At 61.1% G+C, this 14,161-nt stretch carries 14 protein-coding genes; 3 read left to right on the top strand and 11 right to left on the bottom strand.

Annotation, left to right across the window (positions count from 1 at the left end; translation table 11 throughout):
- Positions 1–181: 181 nt before the first annotated feature.
- From ACP0KA_RS08595 to ACP0KA_RS08635, 9 genes are all read right to left on the bottom strand, one after another.
- Complete coding sequence (locus ACP0KA_RS08595; RefSeq protein ID WP_424628396.1) at positions 182–922, bottom strand: GntR family transcriptional regulator; 741 nt, start codon at positions 920–922, stop codon at positions 182–184.
- 42 nt (positions 923–964) lie between these two features.
- Positions 965–1,888 (bottom strand): ABC transporter permease, encoded by a 924-nt coding sequence (locus tag ACP0KA_RS08600; protein WP_424628397.1) that lies wholly within the window; start codon positions 1,886–1,888, stop codon positions 965–967.
- Positions 1,888–2,688, bottom strand: a complete 801-nt coding sequence (locus ACP0KA_RS08605) for an ABC transporter ATP-binding protein (RefSeq protein ID WP_424628398.1) — start codon at positions 2,686–2,688, stop codon at positions 1,888–1,890. The genes ACP0KA_RS08600 and ACP0KA_RS08605 overlap by 1 nt, the downstream gene beginning before the upstream one ends.
- An 11-nt stretch (positions 2,689–2,699) precedes the next feature.
- The gene (locus ACP0KA_RS08610; RefSeq protein WP_424628399.1) at positions 2,700–3,704 is read right to left on the bottom strand and encodes an ABC transporter substrate-binding protein; all 1,005 of its coding nucleotides are present in this window, start codon (positions 3,702–3,704) and stop codon (positions 2,700–2,702) included.
- Positions 3,705–4,488: 784 nt separating this feature from the next.
- Positions 4,489–4,935, bottom strand: coding sequence for a GlcG/HbpS family heme-binding protein (locus ACP0KA_RS08615; RefSeq protein ID WP_424628400.1), 447 nt, complete (start codon positions 4,933–4,935; stop codon positions 4,489–4,491).
- A gap of 9 nt (positions 4,936–4,944) precedes the next feature.
- Positions 4,945–6,087: an acyl-CoA dehydrogenase family protein gene (locus ACP0KA_RS08620; protein WP_424628401.1), complete on the bottom strand. Its 1,143-nt coding sequence runs from the start codon at positions 6,085–6,087 to the stop codon at positions 4,945–4,947.
- Between the two features lie 55 nt (positions 6,088–6,142).
- Positions 6,143–6,742 (bottom strand): enoyl-CoA hydratase/isomerase family protein, encoded by a 600-nt coding sequence (locus ACP0KA_RS08625; RefSeq protein ID WP_424628402.1) that lies wholly within the window; start codon positions 6,740–6,742, stop codon positions 6,143–6,145.
- Positions 6,743–6,745: 3 nt separating this feature from the next.
- A complete protein-coding gene (locus ACP0KA_RS08630) occupies positions 6,746–7,507 on the bottom strand; it encodes an enoyl-CoA hydratase-related protein (protein ID WP_424628403.1) in 762 nt (253 codons plus the stop codon).
- Entirely contained in the window at positions 7,504–8,157 is a 654-nt protein-coding gene (locus ACP0KA_RS08635; RefSeq protein WP_424628404.1) for a TetR/AcrR family transcriptional regulator, read from the bottom strand. Before ACP0KA_RS08635 ends, ACP0KA_RS08630 begins: the two co-directional genes overlap by 4 nt.
- 217 nt (positions 8,158–8,374) lie before the next feature.
- Between ACP0KA_RS08635 and ACP0KA_RS08640 the strand changes: the two genes are divergently transcribed.
- From ACP0KA_RS08640 to ACP0KA_RS08650, 3 genes are read left to right on the top strand one after another with little or no spacing between them, the layout of a single operon-like run.
- Positions 8,375–9,139 carry an enoyl-CoA hydratase/isomerase family protein gene (locus ACP0KA_RS08640; RefSeq protein WP_424628405.1) on the top strand — a complete coding sequence of 255 codons (765 nt, stop codon included), beginning with the start codon at positions 8,375–8,377 and terminating at the stop codon, positions 9,137–9,139.
- A gap of 23 nt (positions 9,140–9,162) precedes the next feature.
- The gene (locus ACP0KA_RS08645; protein WP_424628406.1) at positions 9,163–10,059 is read left to right on the top strand and encodes an HpcH/HpaI aldolase/citrate lyase family protein; all 897 of its coding nucleotides are present in this window, start codon (positions 9,163–9,165) and stop codon (positions 10,057–10,059) included.
- A 5-nt stretch (positions 10,060–10,064) separates the two neighbouring features.
- Complete coding sequence (locus ACP0KA_RS08650; RefSeq protein ID WP_424628407.1) at positions 10,065–11,975, top strand: AMP-binding protein; 1,911 nt, start codon at positions 10,065–10,067, stop codon at positions 11,973–11,975.
- A 161-nt stretch (positions 11,976–12,136) separates the two neighbouring features.
- Here the strand turns inward: ACP0KA_RS08650 and ACP0KA_RS08655 are convergent, their stop codons facing one another.
- Positions 12,137–13,663 carry a tripartite tricarboxylate transporter permease gene (locus ACP0KA_RS08655; RefSeq protein ID WP_424628408.1) on the bottom strand — a complete coding sequence of 509 codons (1,527 nt, stop codon included), beginning with the start codon at positions 13,661–13,663 and terminating at the stop codon, positions 12,137–12,139.
- A gap of 1 nt (position 13,664) precedes the next feature.
- Positions 13,665–14,144 (bottom strand): tripartite tricarboxylate transporter TctB family protein, encoded by a 480-nt coding sequence (locus ACP0KA_RS08660; protein WP_424628409.1) that lies wholly within the window; start codon positions 14,142–14,144, stop codon positions 13,665–13,667.
- Positions 14,145–14,161: the final 17 nt, after the last annotated feature.

The following is a 14,161-nucleotide window of genomic DNA, read 5'->3' on the forward strand; positions in this document are numbered from 1 at the left end:
ACTTATGTTCCCCGGCGAGCCTAGTGTGGCGGTTCAGAAGTCCGCATCATTTTTGCGGCGAGTCCGGAATGCGGACTTCTGAACCAAAGCCACACTAGATCCATGGCTTGCTAGTGTCCTTCGATTCCGAAGTTCGCAAACGAAGGTGCAGCGGAATGATGCGAACTTCGGAATCGGGACACTAGAGAATGAAATCCTGATACTTCCGCGCTGTTTCGCGGGCGCTCGCGATGATCTCGCGTTTGACCCGCTCAGCCGCTTCCGCGTCACGGGCCATGAATGCTTCGAGCAATTGCAGGTGCAGCTTGCGTCCGAACTCGGCACGTCCGGGAAGGATAACCACCCGCCGCGCGATCACCTGAGCCTTGTCGTAGACGAGGTCCAGCATGTTCTCGGCAATCGAGTTGTCGGCGAACTGAATCATGCGCTTACGCAGCGCGACCAGTGCATCTAGATAAGCCAGGAAGTTTCCTTCTGCGATCTTCTTTTCGAGCTCTTGCCCGAATGACACCTGGAGGTCGTCCCACCCACCGTCAGGAGCTTTCCGCGCCGCTTCCCGGGCACATAAAGCCTCGAGTTCGATACGCACGTCGAAGATTTCGAAGATCTGTTTGGAATCGAGACGGGTGACCATCGCTCCACGGTTGGCGATACGGACGATGAGGCCCCGCTCCTCAAGCGCGCCGAAGGCCTCGCGGATCCGTGCGCGTGAGACGCCGAACTCATCGGCGAGCACGTTCTCGCGCAGCATGCTGCCAGGCGCGAGCACGTGCGAGGCAATGCGCTGACGCAGGATCTCCAGCACATCGAGCCCGGCCACGCGCTTGCGTTTGGCGCCTGCGGACGACACGACAGTGAGGTCCGCCTGCCCTCGCTTGAGGGGACGATGGGGCTTTGACCTCGCCATGCTCGCCTTGCTCATCGTGCTCGTCCCTGATTTGGAGTTTCCAGACATCAAGCTGCTCTAATGTTGCATGCCCCAGCGCCGGATCGTCCGCGCCTCGATCGTCTGAAATATACCGTTCTCGACCACGACACCAATGATCATGACCATCAGCAGTCCGGCAAATACCTTGGCCGTGAACAGGTTCTGGCTGTTCTCGAAGATGAACCAGCCGAGGCCCCCGCTGCCCTGATTGGCGCCGAACACCAGCTCAGCAGCGATCAGCGTGCGCCAGGCGAAGGCCCAGCCGACTTTCAGTCCGGTGAGGATCGACGGGAATGCCGCCGGAATGAGAATTTTGTAGATGAAGCCCAATCCCTTGATGCCGTAGTTGCGGCCGACCATCCGGAACGTTGGACTGACCGAGGCGAAGCCGGTCTGGATGTTGAGAGCCACCGCCCACAGCACCGAGTTCGCGACAACGAATGTGAGGCTCATCGGACCAAGACCGAACCACAGCATCGCCACCGGGACCAGTGCGATAGCCGGCAAGGGATTGAACATCGCGGTCAAGGTGCCGAGCAGATCGCGTCCGAAGGCGCTGCGCACCGCCGCGATCGTCAGGACCGCGGCGCAGGCCAAGCCGAGCACGTAGCTTTCCAGCAATGTGCGAAGCGACATCATGACCCGTCCGAGCATTTCGCCATCGGCGATCGATTTTCCGAGCGCCGCAACGGTGGCGCTGAAACTTGGAAAAACCAGCGGATCCACCTGGCCGAGGACCGTGTAGCCCTGCCAGAGAGCGATGAGCAAAGTGAGCACGGTCAGCTTGCGCACGGCCTCGCTGCCTGCGGCGCGCGCCACGACAGAGCGCGGCTGCGTCACATCTTCCCCACCGGCATTCCCGCCGTCGGCGATCTCGTATTCCGGACGCACCACCAGCACGCCGTGGGTGCCGAATTCGGTGCCAAGTTGAGTGTCAAGGTCGGTTGCAGCCTTCACCATCAGTGCGCCTCCGCCATGTCCGGGGCGCGATCGAACAGCATGCGATAGATGCGGTCCCGAGTCGCCGCGACCTTCGGGGCGTTGGCCTGACTGCGGTCCATCTCATGTGTATTGATCTCGGCCCTGACCCTGCCTGGATGCGGTGAGAGGATCAGGATGCGACTACCGAGGATGACCCCTTCGTCAATGGAATGGGTGACGAAGATGACAGTGAACTTGGTCTCTTCCCACAGCTCCAATAACTCATCCTGCATCTGACGGCGCGTGAGCGCATCAAGGGCTGCGAACGGCTCATCCATCAGCAGGATCGCTGGCTGCATCGCAAGTCCGCGGGCGATGGCCGCGCGCTGCTTCATGCCGCCGGACAATGTATGAGGATAGGCGTCGCGAAACTTCCAGAGTTTGACCTTGTCGAGATAACGATCGGAAATCTCGCAAGCCTCCTTGCGCGAGATGCGGCGTCCGCAATTGGCGAGTGCAAAGCGCAGATTTTCCGAGACCGTCATCCAGGGCAGCAGCTGGTCGAATTCCTGGAACACAAACATGCGGTCGGGTCCGGGTTCGCGCACGCGCACGCCATCGAGACGAATCTCGCCATCGGACGGCGGCATGAAGCCACCGATCGCCTTGAGCAGGGTCGACTTTCCACACCCGGAGGGGCCGAGCAGCACGAAGCGATCACTCGGATAAACCTGGAAGGTGACGTTCTTGGCTGCGACGACCTTCTGAGTCGGGGTCTCATAGCGGAGTGTGACGCGATCGACTTCCAGAAGTGGACGAGGTGACGATATGGCAAGCATCGAAAACTCCGTCAGTTGCCCGGAAGATCGGTGACGCTTTCCCAGCAATAATCCTTCCAGCTTGCCGGAAGGGTCGACAGGTCTCCGTTCTCCTTCAAGAATTGGGCGTAGACGTAGGTGCCGCGGATATCCGGCCGGTATTCGACCTCCGCCTTGTCGGAAATCATTTCGAGCACTTCGTCGGCGGTTTCGGCCGACTTCTCTGTCTTCACAAAGAGCTCCGCAGTCTCGCGCGGATGGGCCTTGATCCATTCGTGCGCTTCGAAAAAGGCATCAGCAACCGCCTTGAACAGTTTTGGATTCGCGTCTTTCCATTTGCGCGTGTTGTAGAGCACGACACCTGTATGCGGCCCGACGAGATCGTAGGACGAGAACACGAGGTGCGCCTTGCCGCTTTTTTGCAGCATGTAAGTAAAAGGCAGCGTTGCGAAGTGGCTTTTGACCGGCAAGTTGCCGTTCATCATGGCCGCATAGGCTTGCGGATGCGGCATGGAAACGGTCAGCGGATCGAGGGCGAAAGCTTTTCCGGCGCCGAACTGCTTCTGCGCCGCCATTTCGAGTGTGACCGCCTGGGTCGACACTTTGACCGATGGCACGGCAATTTTGGCGTCGGTGATGTTGGCGTAATCGGCGATGGTGTGGATCCTCGGGTCCACCGAGTACAGTTTATAGGCCATGTGGGTGAGTGCGATCATCGCGCGCACCTCGTTGGGTGTGCCGCGCGTGCGGTCCCAGATCTTGAGCAGCGGAGGAATACCACCGGCTGCGATATCGACGCTGCCTGAAAGGATCGCAGTGTTGACCGCGCCGCCTCCGCTAAACTGGCGCAGCGTGACGGTGATGTCGCCAAGCCCTGCCTGCTTGGCATGCTGCTCAATGAGATGCCGCTGCACCGCGACACGGAGCGGCAGATAGAGCAGGCCTATTTGATCAGCGATCACTACGTGGTCGGCTTCTGCCCGCGCCGGTTCTGCCGAAGACCCGAAAACGGCGGCGAGAGCCACGATAGCGGCCAAGGGGGCTCTCCCCCGCGCTCGAATGCGCATCCTTGCTTCTCCCTCGTCGTGCTCTGACGGCACTTTCAGCTGGGCGCGCGGCGGCCCCGCATTGACATGCAAAGCTCTTATTGTAGGACACGATTGTCAACATTAAAGTCGTCAATCTTGTAAGATAGAAAGTTTATATAGCAATATCAAGTGCTTATGATGTTATCGACTTCAGAGACCTCGTGCAGCGCGCGCTGCCCGCTCAATCTCAGCAATTGTCATTGAACCGTGAGCCGTGGAGATGAGGCACTGGCATCGACAAGATCGAGGTGCGGAACGCCCGAGATGCAGCGCTGTCAAAGCGCCCGGCTCTCGCTTATTTCCGTAAGCGACCGGCGAAAGCGTTAGGCGAGGGATGCAATTCCTCTGCACGTAACGCAACTTCAGTTTTTCGATGTGATCAGAACGACGCTGCACGATATCGAACGAGGTGATCTCTTCGATCGCTCGTTTATGAGCATCGCGCAGTTGCCCATGTGCGAATGTCTCGCGGGTCATGCGCCCGCCTAACTCTCCCCCGCTCCAGCGGTGGACAGACCACGAACCGTGTGACCGCCGCGTGTTGCATAGAGCAAACAGCACGGCGCCTAAGTGCACGTCATCGCGCGAAACCAGCGGACTCTATGGAAGTCGCCCGTGGACCGCCCATCGTTCGGCGAACAGCATGGACAATGGCGATGATCCATCGACTGCGGAGTTGTTGAAACCGGTCAGATCGCCGCCGATGGCACACTACTCGGAGAGCATGCAGATCTTATTTAGGCAGGGGGTCGCCGATGTCCGGTGTCAGGCCGATTGCGAGGACCGCGGGGACAAGTGCAGCCTCGTCGTTATCGGAGGTGTCGCCAGAGACCCCGACTGCACCGACAATCTCGCCGTTGTTGTCACGCAGCAAGGCGCTGCCCGCGACCGCAGCCATCCGACCGTCAGAGATCGCATTCAGCGATGCAAAGAATCCGGGTACGGCATTCGCTCTGCGCGCCAATTCGCGACCACCGAAGCCCATACCGAGGGCACCCCACGCCTTCGCGGTGGCCAGTTCTGGCCGCATGATGCTGGCACCATCGGCGCGCTTGAGGACGACGACATGACCGCCAGCGTCCAGAATGCAGACGGTCAACGGCGCAAAGCCGAGTTCACGGCCCTTGGCCAAGGTGCCGTCGGCGATCCGGTCGGCTTGTTCGAGTGAGAGTTTCGACATTCCGCTTCCTCACAACCCAAGCGTTGCAGCGATGATGTTTTTCTGGATTTCCGACGTCCCGCCGCCAATGGTCGCCAGCCGCGAGTCGCGAAAGAAGCGCTGCATCGGATACTCCATGCAGTAGCCGTAGCCGCCGAAGATCTGCAGACAAACGTCGGATATCGTTTTGTACGATTCAGCGATGTAATACTTGATGACAGCGGTGTCGGCACGCTCGGCCTTGCCGTTCTCCATCAACCAGGCATAGCGACGGATCATCGTTTGCGACGTATCGAGCATGACCTTCATGTCCGCGAACTTATGCTGCGTGACCTGGAAGCTGCCGATCGGCTTGCCGAACTGAGTGCGCGTCTTGGCATAATCGAGCGCGAGCTCGAACGCGCGGCGCGCCGCTCCGATTCGCGCAGCGGAGAGGCACAGACGCTCATAGCGTAACGTGTCCTCACAGATCGCCCAGCCCTTGTCGAGTTGACCGAGCAGAGCTGTAGCCGGCACCCGCACGTCATTGAACGTGACCTCAGTGGTGCCGATAGCATGCTGACCGAGCGTCGGGATCTTGCGCACCTCGATGCCTGGCAATTTTGTATCGACGATAAACGTGCTGATGCCCAGTTGCTTCTTACCCTGGTCGCTCGTGCGCAGGGCAAGAAGGACATAGTCGGCAATGTCCATGCCGGAGGTGAACTGCTTGCGCCCGTTGATCACAAAGTCGCTGCCGTCAGCGACGGCGCGCGTTCTCAATGCGGCAGCGTCAGATCCCGAATCGGGTTCGGTCAATCCGAAAGCGAACGACAGTTCGCCCTTCACGACGCCGGGCACGATGCGCCGCTTCTGCTCGTCAGTGCCGTGTTTGAGCACCGCGTAGCATCCGTAAGTGAAGTTGCGAAACAGCCAAAGCCCGAGTTCTTCGAAGTGATTGCCGGTTTCTTCCAGCAGCAGAGCGAGGTCAGTGGGTGAACCGCCAGCGCCGCCATATTCCTCAGGCGCGATCAAGCCCAGCCATCCGTTGCGGGCCATGGCATCGAAGGCTTCGCGCGGCGGGGTGCGGGTCTCGTCGCATTTGGCCACGTAGGCCATGTCGCAGACATCGTCTAGCAACGCACGAACGTGGCCGAGCATCGCTTCCTGATCACTGGTAATGCCGAAATTCATCTCAAGGTCTCTTTCAATCAACTGTTTAAAGCGTATAGTTGAATTTGAAGGTCTGTCAATGTGCGGCGCGCGCAGCAATTTCGAGCGCGCGATGCAGTGGATCGCCGTCCACGATCTCGCTCACGATGCCCCAGCGCCGTGCCCGCTCCGCATCGAAAGGCCGGCCGGTCAGCGCGGCATGAGCGATGCCGCGCGGTGTCGTCATCTCCATGGCGGCTTTGACGATCTGGGCGCCAGGCACGAGGCCAAAATTGATTTCGGGAAGGCCAAAGCGCGCGTCCCGGCCCGCGATCACGACATGGGACGCGGCCAATATGGGAAGCGCGCCGCCGAAGCAGTAACCCTGCACGGCCGTGATGATGGTCTGGGTGAGTTCGCGCAGCAGATGCGTACGCCAATGATCCGTCGCGGTGCGCGCACGACGCAGCAGATCCGGTGGCCGGGTGGAACTGTCAAAAAAGTCCTTCATGTCCATGCCGGCAGAGAAATGACCGCCGATGCCATGGAAGATCACCGTATGGACCGCGGCATCGTCGCGGGTGCGCAGCAACTCCGCTTCCATCGCCAGTGTCAGCTCCACGCCGATGGCGTTACGCTTGGCTGCGCGGTCAAGCCCGATGAGGCGGACGCCGTCGCGATCCTCGAGGCGGAGCATGCGCTAACTCCCGAGGCCGGGCTTGCTTGTGCCGGCCAGAAAACTCTCGACCGCCGCCGCGCGGGCCGACGGCTTGCCGGCCTGAATCGACTTGAGTTCGGCGAATTTAGCGGCGTTGTAGTCGAGCACAGCGTCCCACCCCATAGTCGGGACGTGGCGAAGGGTCTGCTTGGTAAACTGGAGTGCGAGCGGATCTTTTTCCAGCAGGCTCGCCAACAGCGTGTCGGTCTCGCCGTCGAGGTCGGCCGGCGCAAAACTGAGCGTCGCGAGACCGTTGCGTTCGGCTTCGATGCCGTTGAACGGCCGACCGTCGAGCGCATGCTGGCTGACTGAGCGTCGGGTCATCACGGAAGATAAGGCCTGTCCCACGGGCCCGCTGATGAAGGTGCCGTTGTTCGCCTCGTCCAATTGAAATTCGGCGTCATCGGCGGCGTAGACGATGTCGCAAGCGGCGACGAGTGCGAGCACGCTGCCATGCCAAGCACCGCGCAGCTTCGCGATGACCGGCTGCGGCAAGGCGCGTAGCTGTCGCACCAGATCGCCGCAGATACCGGGCGCTATGCTGCCGCGGAGACCACCGGCCGCGCTACACAAGACGACCACGCGAACCAACTCATTCGCCGCCACGGCCTGAAGCTCGGCGAGCAAGATCCGGCCCAGTTCCGGATTCAAGTCGCCGCGCGCGAATGACAGCGTCAGCACGCCGGCGTCGATACGCGTGGACAAGCCGTGGGGAGCGCCCTGCTCTGAATGCATTTCACTCATGGCGCACGGAACCCGGCTGCAGCAAATCGGACGAGTTGGGCCAATGCGGCCTCCGGATCCACCGTGTCGATGCCGTCATGGGTGATCGACTCGATGCGGCCGGGCATGGCCATGGTGTAGACCATCGAACCGAGCAGAAAATGAAAGCGCCAATGCAGAGTCTTGTTCGGCAAGTCAGGCAGAGCTTTCATCAGCGCGTTTAGCGCCATCTCGCTGGTCCGATTGAAGGCTTTGCTGAGTGCGGCCCGCCGCACCTCCTCGCGTTCGAACGCCATACGCGCGCGCATCATCGAGAAGGCCATGCCATCGGGCGTGCCCAAGGCTTCGAGCCCGGGTCGCAGGAACGCGGCCAGGATATCTTCCAGGATCGGCCGACCGGACCCGTCGAGCTTGAGCTGACTGAGCAATTCTTCGCGGCGGTCTGCGATCGGTTGCGCGCGCAGCGCGAACAGCTCCTGCAGCACGGCTTCCTTCGAACCGAAATGATAATGCGCGGCCGCGGTGTTGACACCGGCGGCGGCCGTGATCTCGCGCAGGCTGACCGCATCGACGCCGCGCTCGCTGAACAGCTTTTCCGCCGCCAGGAGTATTCGTTCGGGAGTGCCTGAGGCGGCGTCCACCGTTTGCTCGGCCACTTTCGCCATACCCATCTTGGTCCTCTGGTTAGCCGGAGCCACCTTAAACCTGTCCGTGATTTTAAGCAAACGCTTGCTTCATGCAATCGTTTGAGTTACGCACCATAAGGTCCCGTGCCAGTGGCCTGAACATGACGCAGGCGGTTGTGGCTCCAGGACGACGATCAACAAGCAAGCTGACAAGGCTCGTTCATCCATGAATAGCGCTTCGCGATTGCCAGAAACATTGAACGTGTCCGTACAGGGTCGGGTGGCGATCATCACCTTGAACCGCCCGCAGGCGATGAACGCTATCAGCATGCAGATGCGCGCTGACTTGCGGGAGACGCTGGAAGCTTTTCGGCGCGATCCCGAGATCGGCGCTGCAGTGCTCACGGGCAGTGGCGAGAAGGCATTTTCGTCCGGAATGGACCTGCGTGAGTTTGCGCAGATCAATGCCGACATGCCGGTCGCCGAGATGAAGCGTTTCCGTTGGGCTCAGGCAGAAGGCATCGCTGCTTTCGACAAACCGATCATAGCCGCGATCAACGGCGTGGCGATCGGCGGGGGCTTCGAACTCGCGTTGCTTTGCGACCTGGTGTTCGCGGCGGAGAGCGCGAGCTTTGCGTTCGCGGAAATCAAGCGCGGGTTGATGCCTGGCAATGGCGGCACACAGCGATTGTCGCGCCGCATCGGCCAGGCGCGCGCACTCGAGATCATCCTGACCGGCCGCAGCGTGAGCGCGGACGAAGCCCTGGCGCTTGGAATCGTTGAATACGTCGTGCCGCAAGCCGAACTGCTGGCGAAAGCTGTCGCGCTGGCCGCGGAGATGGCGGCGCAGGCGCCGGTCGCCGTGCGTTCGGCCAAGGCCGCTATCCAGCGCGGCGCCGAGCTCTCGCTCAATGATGGCATCCGCCTGGAGCAAGACCTGGCGGCCTTTCTTTATACTACCGAAGACGCGACGGAAGGCCCGCGCGCCTTCCTCGAGAAACGAGCGCCGGTCTGGCGCGGTCGCTGATCGACCCACGCGAAAAGAGAACCATGTCAACCACGTCAATTCCTCTCCACCGCACGTTGCTGTTCGCGCCGGGCAGCCGCCCCGAACTGCTTGCCAAGGCTCAGACCGGCGAGGCCGATGCGCTGATCTTCGACCTCGAGGACTCCGTGCCCGTCAACGCCAAGGACGAAGCGAGACGAAACATTGCCAGTGTTCTCGCAGCGGGACTGGCAAAGCCGATGTTTTTGCGCATCAGCAATCCGCGCGCTGGGGATGCGGTCAGCGATCTTGCGGTGCTCGGACAAGCCCGCGACCTTTCCAATGTGGCCGGCGTGATCCTGCCGAAGGCGGACAGCGAAAATGACGTGCGCGCGGTCGCGGCACTGCTCACGTCCGTCGAAGAGAAGCTGGGCGCGACTGCGGGCCATCTGGCGATCCTCCCACTGATCGAGACCTGCCTGGGCCTGCGCAACACCTTCGAAATGGCTCGCGCATCGACGCGGGTGTGCGGCATGTCGCTCGCCAGTGCCGAAGAGGGCGACTTCATGGTCGATCTCGGCGGGCGCTGGACGCCGGAGAGTCGCGCGCTCGCCTATGCGCGCAGCAAAATGGTGGTCGATGCGCGAGCCGCCGGTCTGCAATGGATCGTCGATGGCGTCTTCATGAATTTGCGGGACACCGACGCGCTGCGCACTGAATGCGAGATCGCCCGCGAACTTGGCTTCGTCGGCAAGATGGCTATCCATCCGACACAGGTAGCGGTGATGCACCAGGTGTTTTCGCCAAGCGAAGAAGAAGTCGACTACGCCACCGGGCTGCTGGCTGCCTTCGAGGAGGGAGAGGCGCGCGGTGTCGGGGCGGTGAAATATCGCGGCATGATGGTCGACTACGCGAATGTGCGTTTGGCGCAGCGTACGCTCTCTCTGGCGAAAAGGCGTTGACTATAATGGCCGACCTCGAAACGTCGCCCGAACTCGACATCGACGGCACCAGCGCTCCGCGACGCCACTATCCGCCGCTGCGCACACCGGCCGACGTCATCGAAATCGAGCGCATTCCGCTGGATGAGAGAATCACGCAATGGGACTTCGCGCTCAGCCTGCTCAACGGCTGCCGTATCAATCCCCAGCGCGCCGCTCTGCACGTAACCAACAACGGGCAAATCGATGGCCCGCTGATCACGTGGAGCTTCGAAGATCTCGAGCATCGCGCCCTGCAAATTGCCAACCTGTTGCGCGCGAGCGGCCTCGGCAAAGACGACGTGGTCGCGATCGTAAGTCCGACAGTGCCGGCGCTGTTTCCTCTTTTGATCGGCGGCCTGCTTGCCGCGCGGCCCTTTCCGATCAACTGGATGCTCAATGCGCAGGCGTTGCGCGACCTGATTGAGAGCTCCGGCGCGAAAGCCGTCGTCACGCTCGGGCCAACACCGGGCTTTTCGATTTGGGAGAACGTGAGTGATGCTCTCGCCGAGATGCGCCAGCCGCCACGACTGTTCACGCTTCATGATCCTTTCGCTCCGGCTCACGCAAACGACTTGATCGAAGCCGCCGCCGTCCACCCGCATGACAAGTTGGCCTTTTCGCGTGAGACAGCGCGGCGCGACACTGTCGCCTGCTATGTGCATTCGGGCGGCACCACCGGTCATCCAAAGATTGTGCGGCTCCTGCACGGAGGGCTCGTCTATCGGCAGTGGGCGGCAAACCTGTGCCTGGGCTTTACGCCAGACGACGTCGTGCTTTCCGACACGCCGCTGTTCCATATCGGCGGGCTGCTGGTGCGAGGTCTCGTCTCGACGGCGGACGGCCACACCACCGTGATCCCAAGTATGCACGGAGCGCGCGACAAGGCTTATATCGCGTCCTACTGGCGCTACGTGGAGCGCTTCGGCATCACGCAGATCTCGGGCGTACCGACATCGCTCTCGGTGCTGGCGAAAAATCCGCCGACCACTGAGGACATCAGCTCCCTGCGCCCCTATTTTGCGACGGGTTCGACTGCCATAGCGCCGTCCGTGCAAAAGCGCATCGGCGAAATCACCGGCGCGCGAGCTCTCCAGACCTATGGCCTGACGGAAAACACCAGCCACGCGACGGTGGATCCAAGGGACGGCGAACAACGCCAGGGCTATTCGGGCATCCGGGTGGCCTACATGGTGATCCGCATCGTCAAAATGGGACCTGACGGCACAATCGAGCGCGATTGCGCGCCTGGTGAGGATGGAATGGTGCTCGTCGGTGGTCCTGGCGTTGCCGGCGGATATCTCGACCCGTCGCAAAACCACGGCACCTTCCTGCCCAATGGTTTCTTCGTCACGGGGGACCTCGGCAACATGGACGCCGACGGCTATCTGCGCATCAGCGGCCGGCAGAAGGACATGATCATTCGCAGCGGACACAACATCGAGCCCGGCCTGATCGAGAACGCGTTGTTGCAGTCACCCCACGTCTCGCAGGCCGCGGCCATCGGGAAGCCCGATCAATACGCCGGCGAGCTCCCGATCGCTTATGTCGAACTGCACCCCGGCGCCAGTATCACGGCTGAGGAGTTGCTGCGTTTCGCAGCCGATCGCATTCCCGAACGGCCGGCGGTGCCGAAGGAGATCGTCTTCCTCGACAAATTGCCGCTGACCGCAGTCGGCAAGCCCATCAAGCACGTCTTGCAGTTGGACGCCGCCAAGCGCGTCTTCAACGAAGCCATGCGCGATGTGAGCGGCAAGTGGCGGCTCGATGTCGAGCATACCGGCGGCGGGCTGAAGACCGCATTCGTCATGCTCGGAGCGCAACCGGGATTGCGCGAGCGCGCCGAGGAAATCCTCTCGACTTTCTCCACGCCCTACACGGTTCACCAGGAAGACTAGTGTAGCGATTCAGAAGTCCGCATCATGCGGACTTCTGAATCGGGCATTCATGCCGGATCAGGCCCAGCGTCCGAGGCGCTCAACGAGCAGCCTCGGCACCTTTGCGTCATGCGCAACACCAGGTGCGCGCGCCAACATCCGCAGCCTGCGCAGGCGCCGCTTCAATCAAATGCTGCGGACGGGATCACGGTCGGCGGTTGGATCTTGCGAAACCGGGCATAGACCTGCACCACGACGAGCAGAACCGAGATCACCAGGAATGTCGCGCTGATCGGATGGTCGGTGAATATCCGCAGGCTGCCGCGCGAAAGCACCAGCGAACGACGGAAATTCTCTTCGAGGCGCGGCCCGAGAACGAATCCGAGCAGGATCGGCGCCGGTTCGAACCGCAGCTTGATCAGCAGATAGCCGAACATGCCGAACACCAGTGTTGCGCCGACGTCGAACATGTCGTTGCGCGACGCAAAGACACCGATACAGACGAAGAACAACGCTGTCGGATACAGATAGCGGTAAGGAACGGTCAGCAGTTTGACCCAGATGGCGATCATCGGGACGTTGAGGAACACCAGCATGATGTTGCCGATCCAGAAACTGGCGATCAATCCCCAGAAGATGTCGGGATGTTCGACGATCAGGCGTGGCCCGGGTTGAATACCCTGGATCATCAAAGCGCCCATGAGCAACGCCATGACCGCGTCTCCGGGGATACCGAGGCTCATCGTCGGGATAAAATCGCCTTGAACGGCCGAATGCGTCGAGGCTTCGGGACTGGCAACCCCCTCGATCGCGCCATGTCCAAATCGCTCGGGTGTTTTGGAGACCTTCTTTTCCGCAGCGTAGGCGACGAAGGAAGCAATCGTCGGACCGGTGCCGGGGATCATCGAGCACAGCGAGCCGATCAATGTGCCGCGCAAAATCGGAAATGCCGCAGCCTTCATGTCGGCGCGCGCGGGGCGCAGATCGCGCCAGCCGAGCTTCGCATAGGTCGTATTCACCGGAGCGGAGTTGTTCGCACTTTTGAGAAATTCGGCGATGCCGAACAGACCAAGCGACACGGCAACCAGTTCGAAACCGTCGGCCAGATCGATCAGCCCGAACGTGAATCGCTCGCTGGCCGTATTGACGTCGGTACCGGCCAGACTGAGAATGATGCCGAAGATCGTCATCGCGATGCCCTTAAGCGGAGAGCCTTTCGCGAGGGTAGATCCGGCCAGAAGCCCCAGCAGCATCAACGAACAGATTTCGGGCGGACCAAACTTGAACGCGATGCTGGCAATGAACGGCGCCATGAAGATCATTTGAATGATGCCGAATGCGGCGCCGAAGATCGCCGCCATCATGGTCACGCCGAGTGCGACGCCGCCACGTCCCTGCTTGGTCATCGGAAAACCGTCGAGGCAGGTGACCGCGTGAGGCGGATGGCACGGCAGATTGAGCAGGATCGAGCAGATCGCGCCGCCATACTGCGCGCCGTAGTAGATGCCCGCGAGCATCAACAAAGCCGCAACCGGCTGCATCGAGAAGGTCAGCGGCAGCAAGATCGAAATGGACGACAGTACGCCCATACCGGGCAGGACGCCGACCAGATTGCCGATCAGCACGCCGAGAAAGCACCACATGAGGTTATGCGGCTCGAGCGCGATTCCGAAACCGTGAACCAAGTCGACAAAGCCGGTCGTGACCATCTCAAAATCCTCGCAGAATCGGAATCTGGACTTGCAGCCCATAACCGAACAGCAGCACGCCGAACACGGTCACACCGATCGCAAGCGCGAATGCCTGCTTCCAGCTCGTCGCCCGGGAGCCGATCGCCGAGACGAAAACGCACGAAAAGATCGCGGGAAGTAGCCCGAGATACTCAGAGCACGCCATGAACAGGCAGACGCCGGCAATGATCGCGATCCAGGAACGCCAGTCCACCGCGGCCGGTGCGCCGTGTTGCGCATTCTCCAACCCTATCGTCGCCTCACCGGCCTTGCCGTTGGTCGCTGCAATCGCAGCTCCGACGAGAACCAGAAGGACCCCAAGCACGGTCGGAAAGAAACCCGATTCCATCGCCGCCAGCGACCCGATGCCATACTGACTGCCTTGATACGCCGTACCGGCGCCGATCATGGCCATCAAAGCGCCGGCATAATAGTCGCGATTGCGGTCCGTGATGATCATGACGACCTGTAGTCCGT

It is taken from the genome of Bradyrhizobium sp. SYSU BS000235, from assembly GCF_049747295.1.
GTDB lineage: Bacteria > Pseudomonadota > Alphaproteobacteria > Rhizobiales > Xanthobacteraceae > Afipia.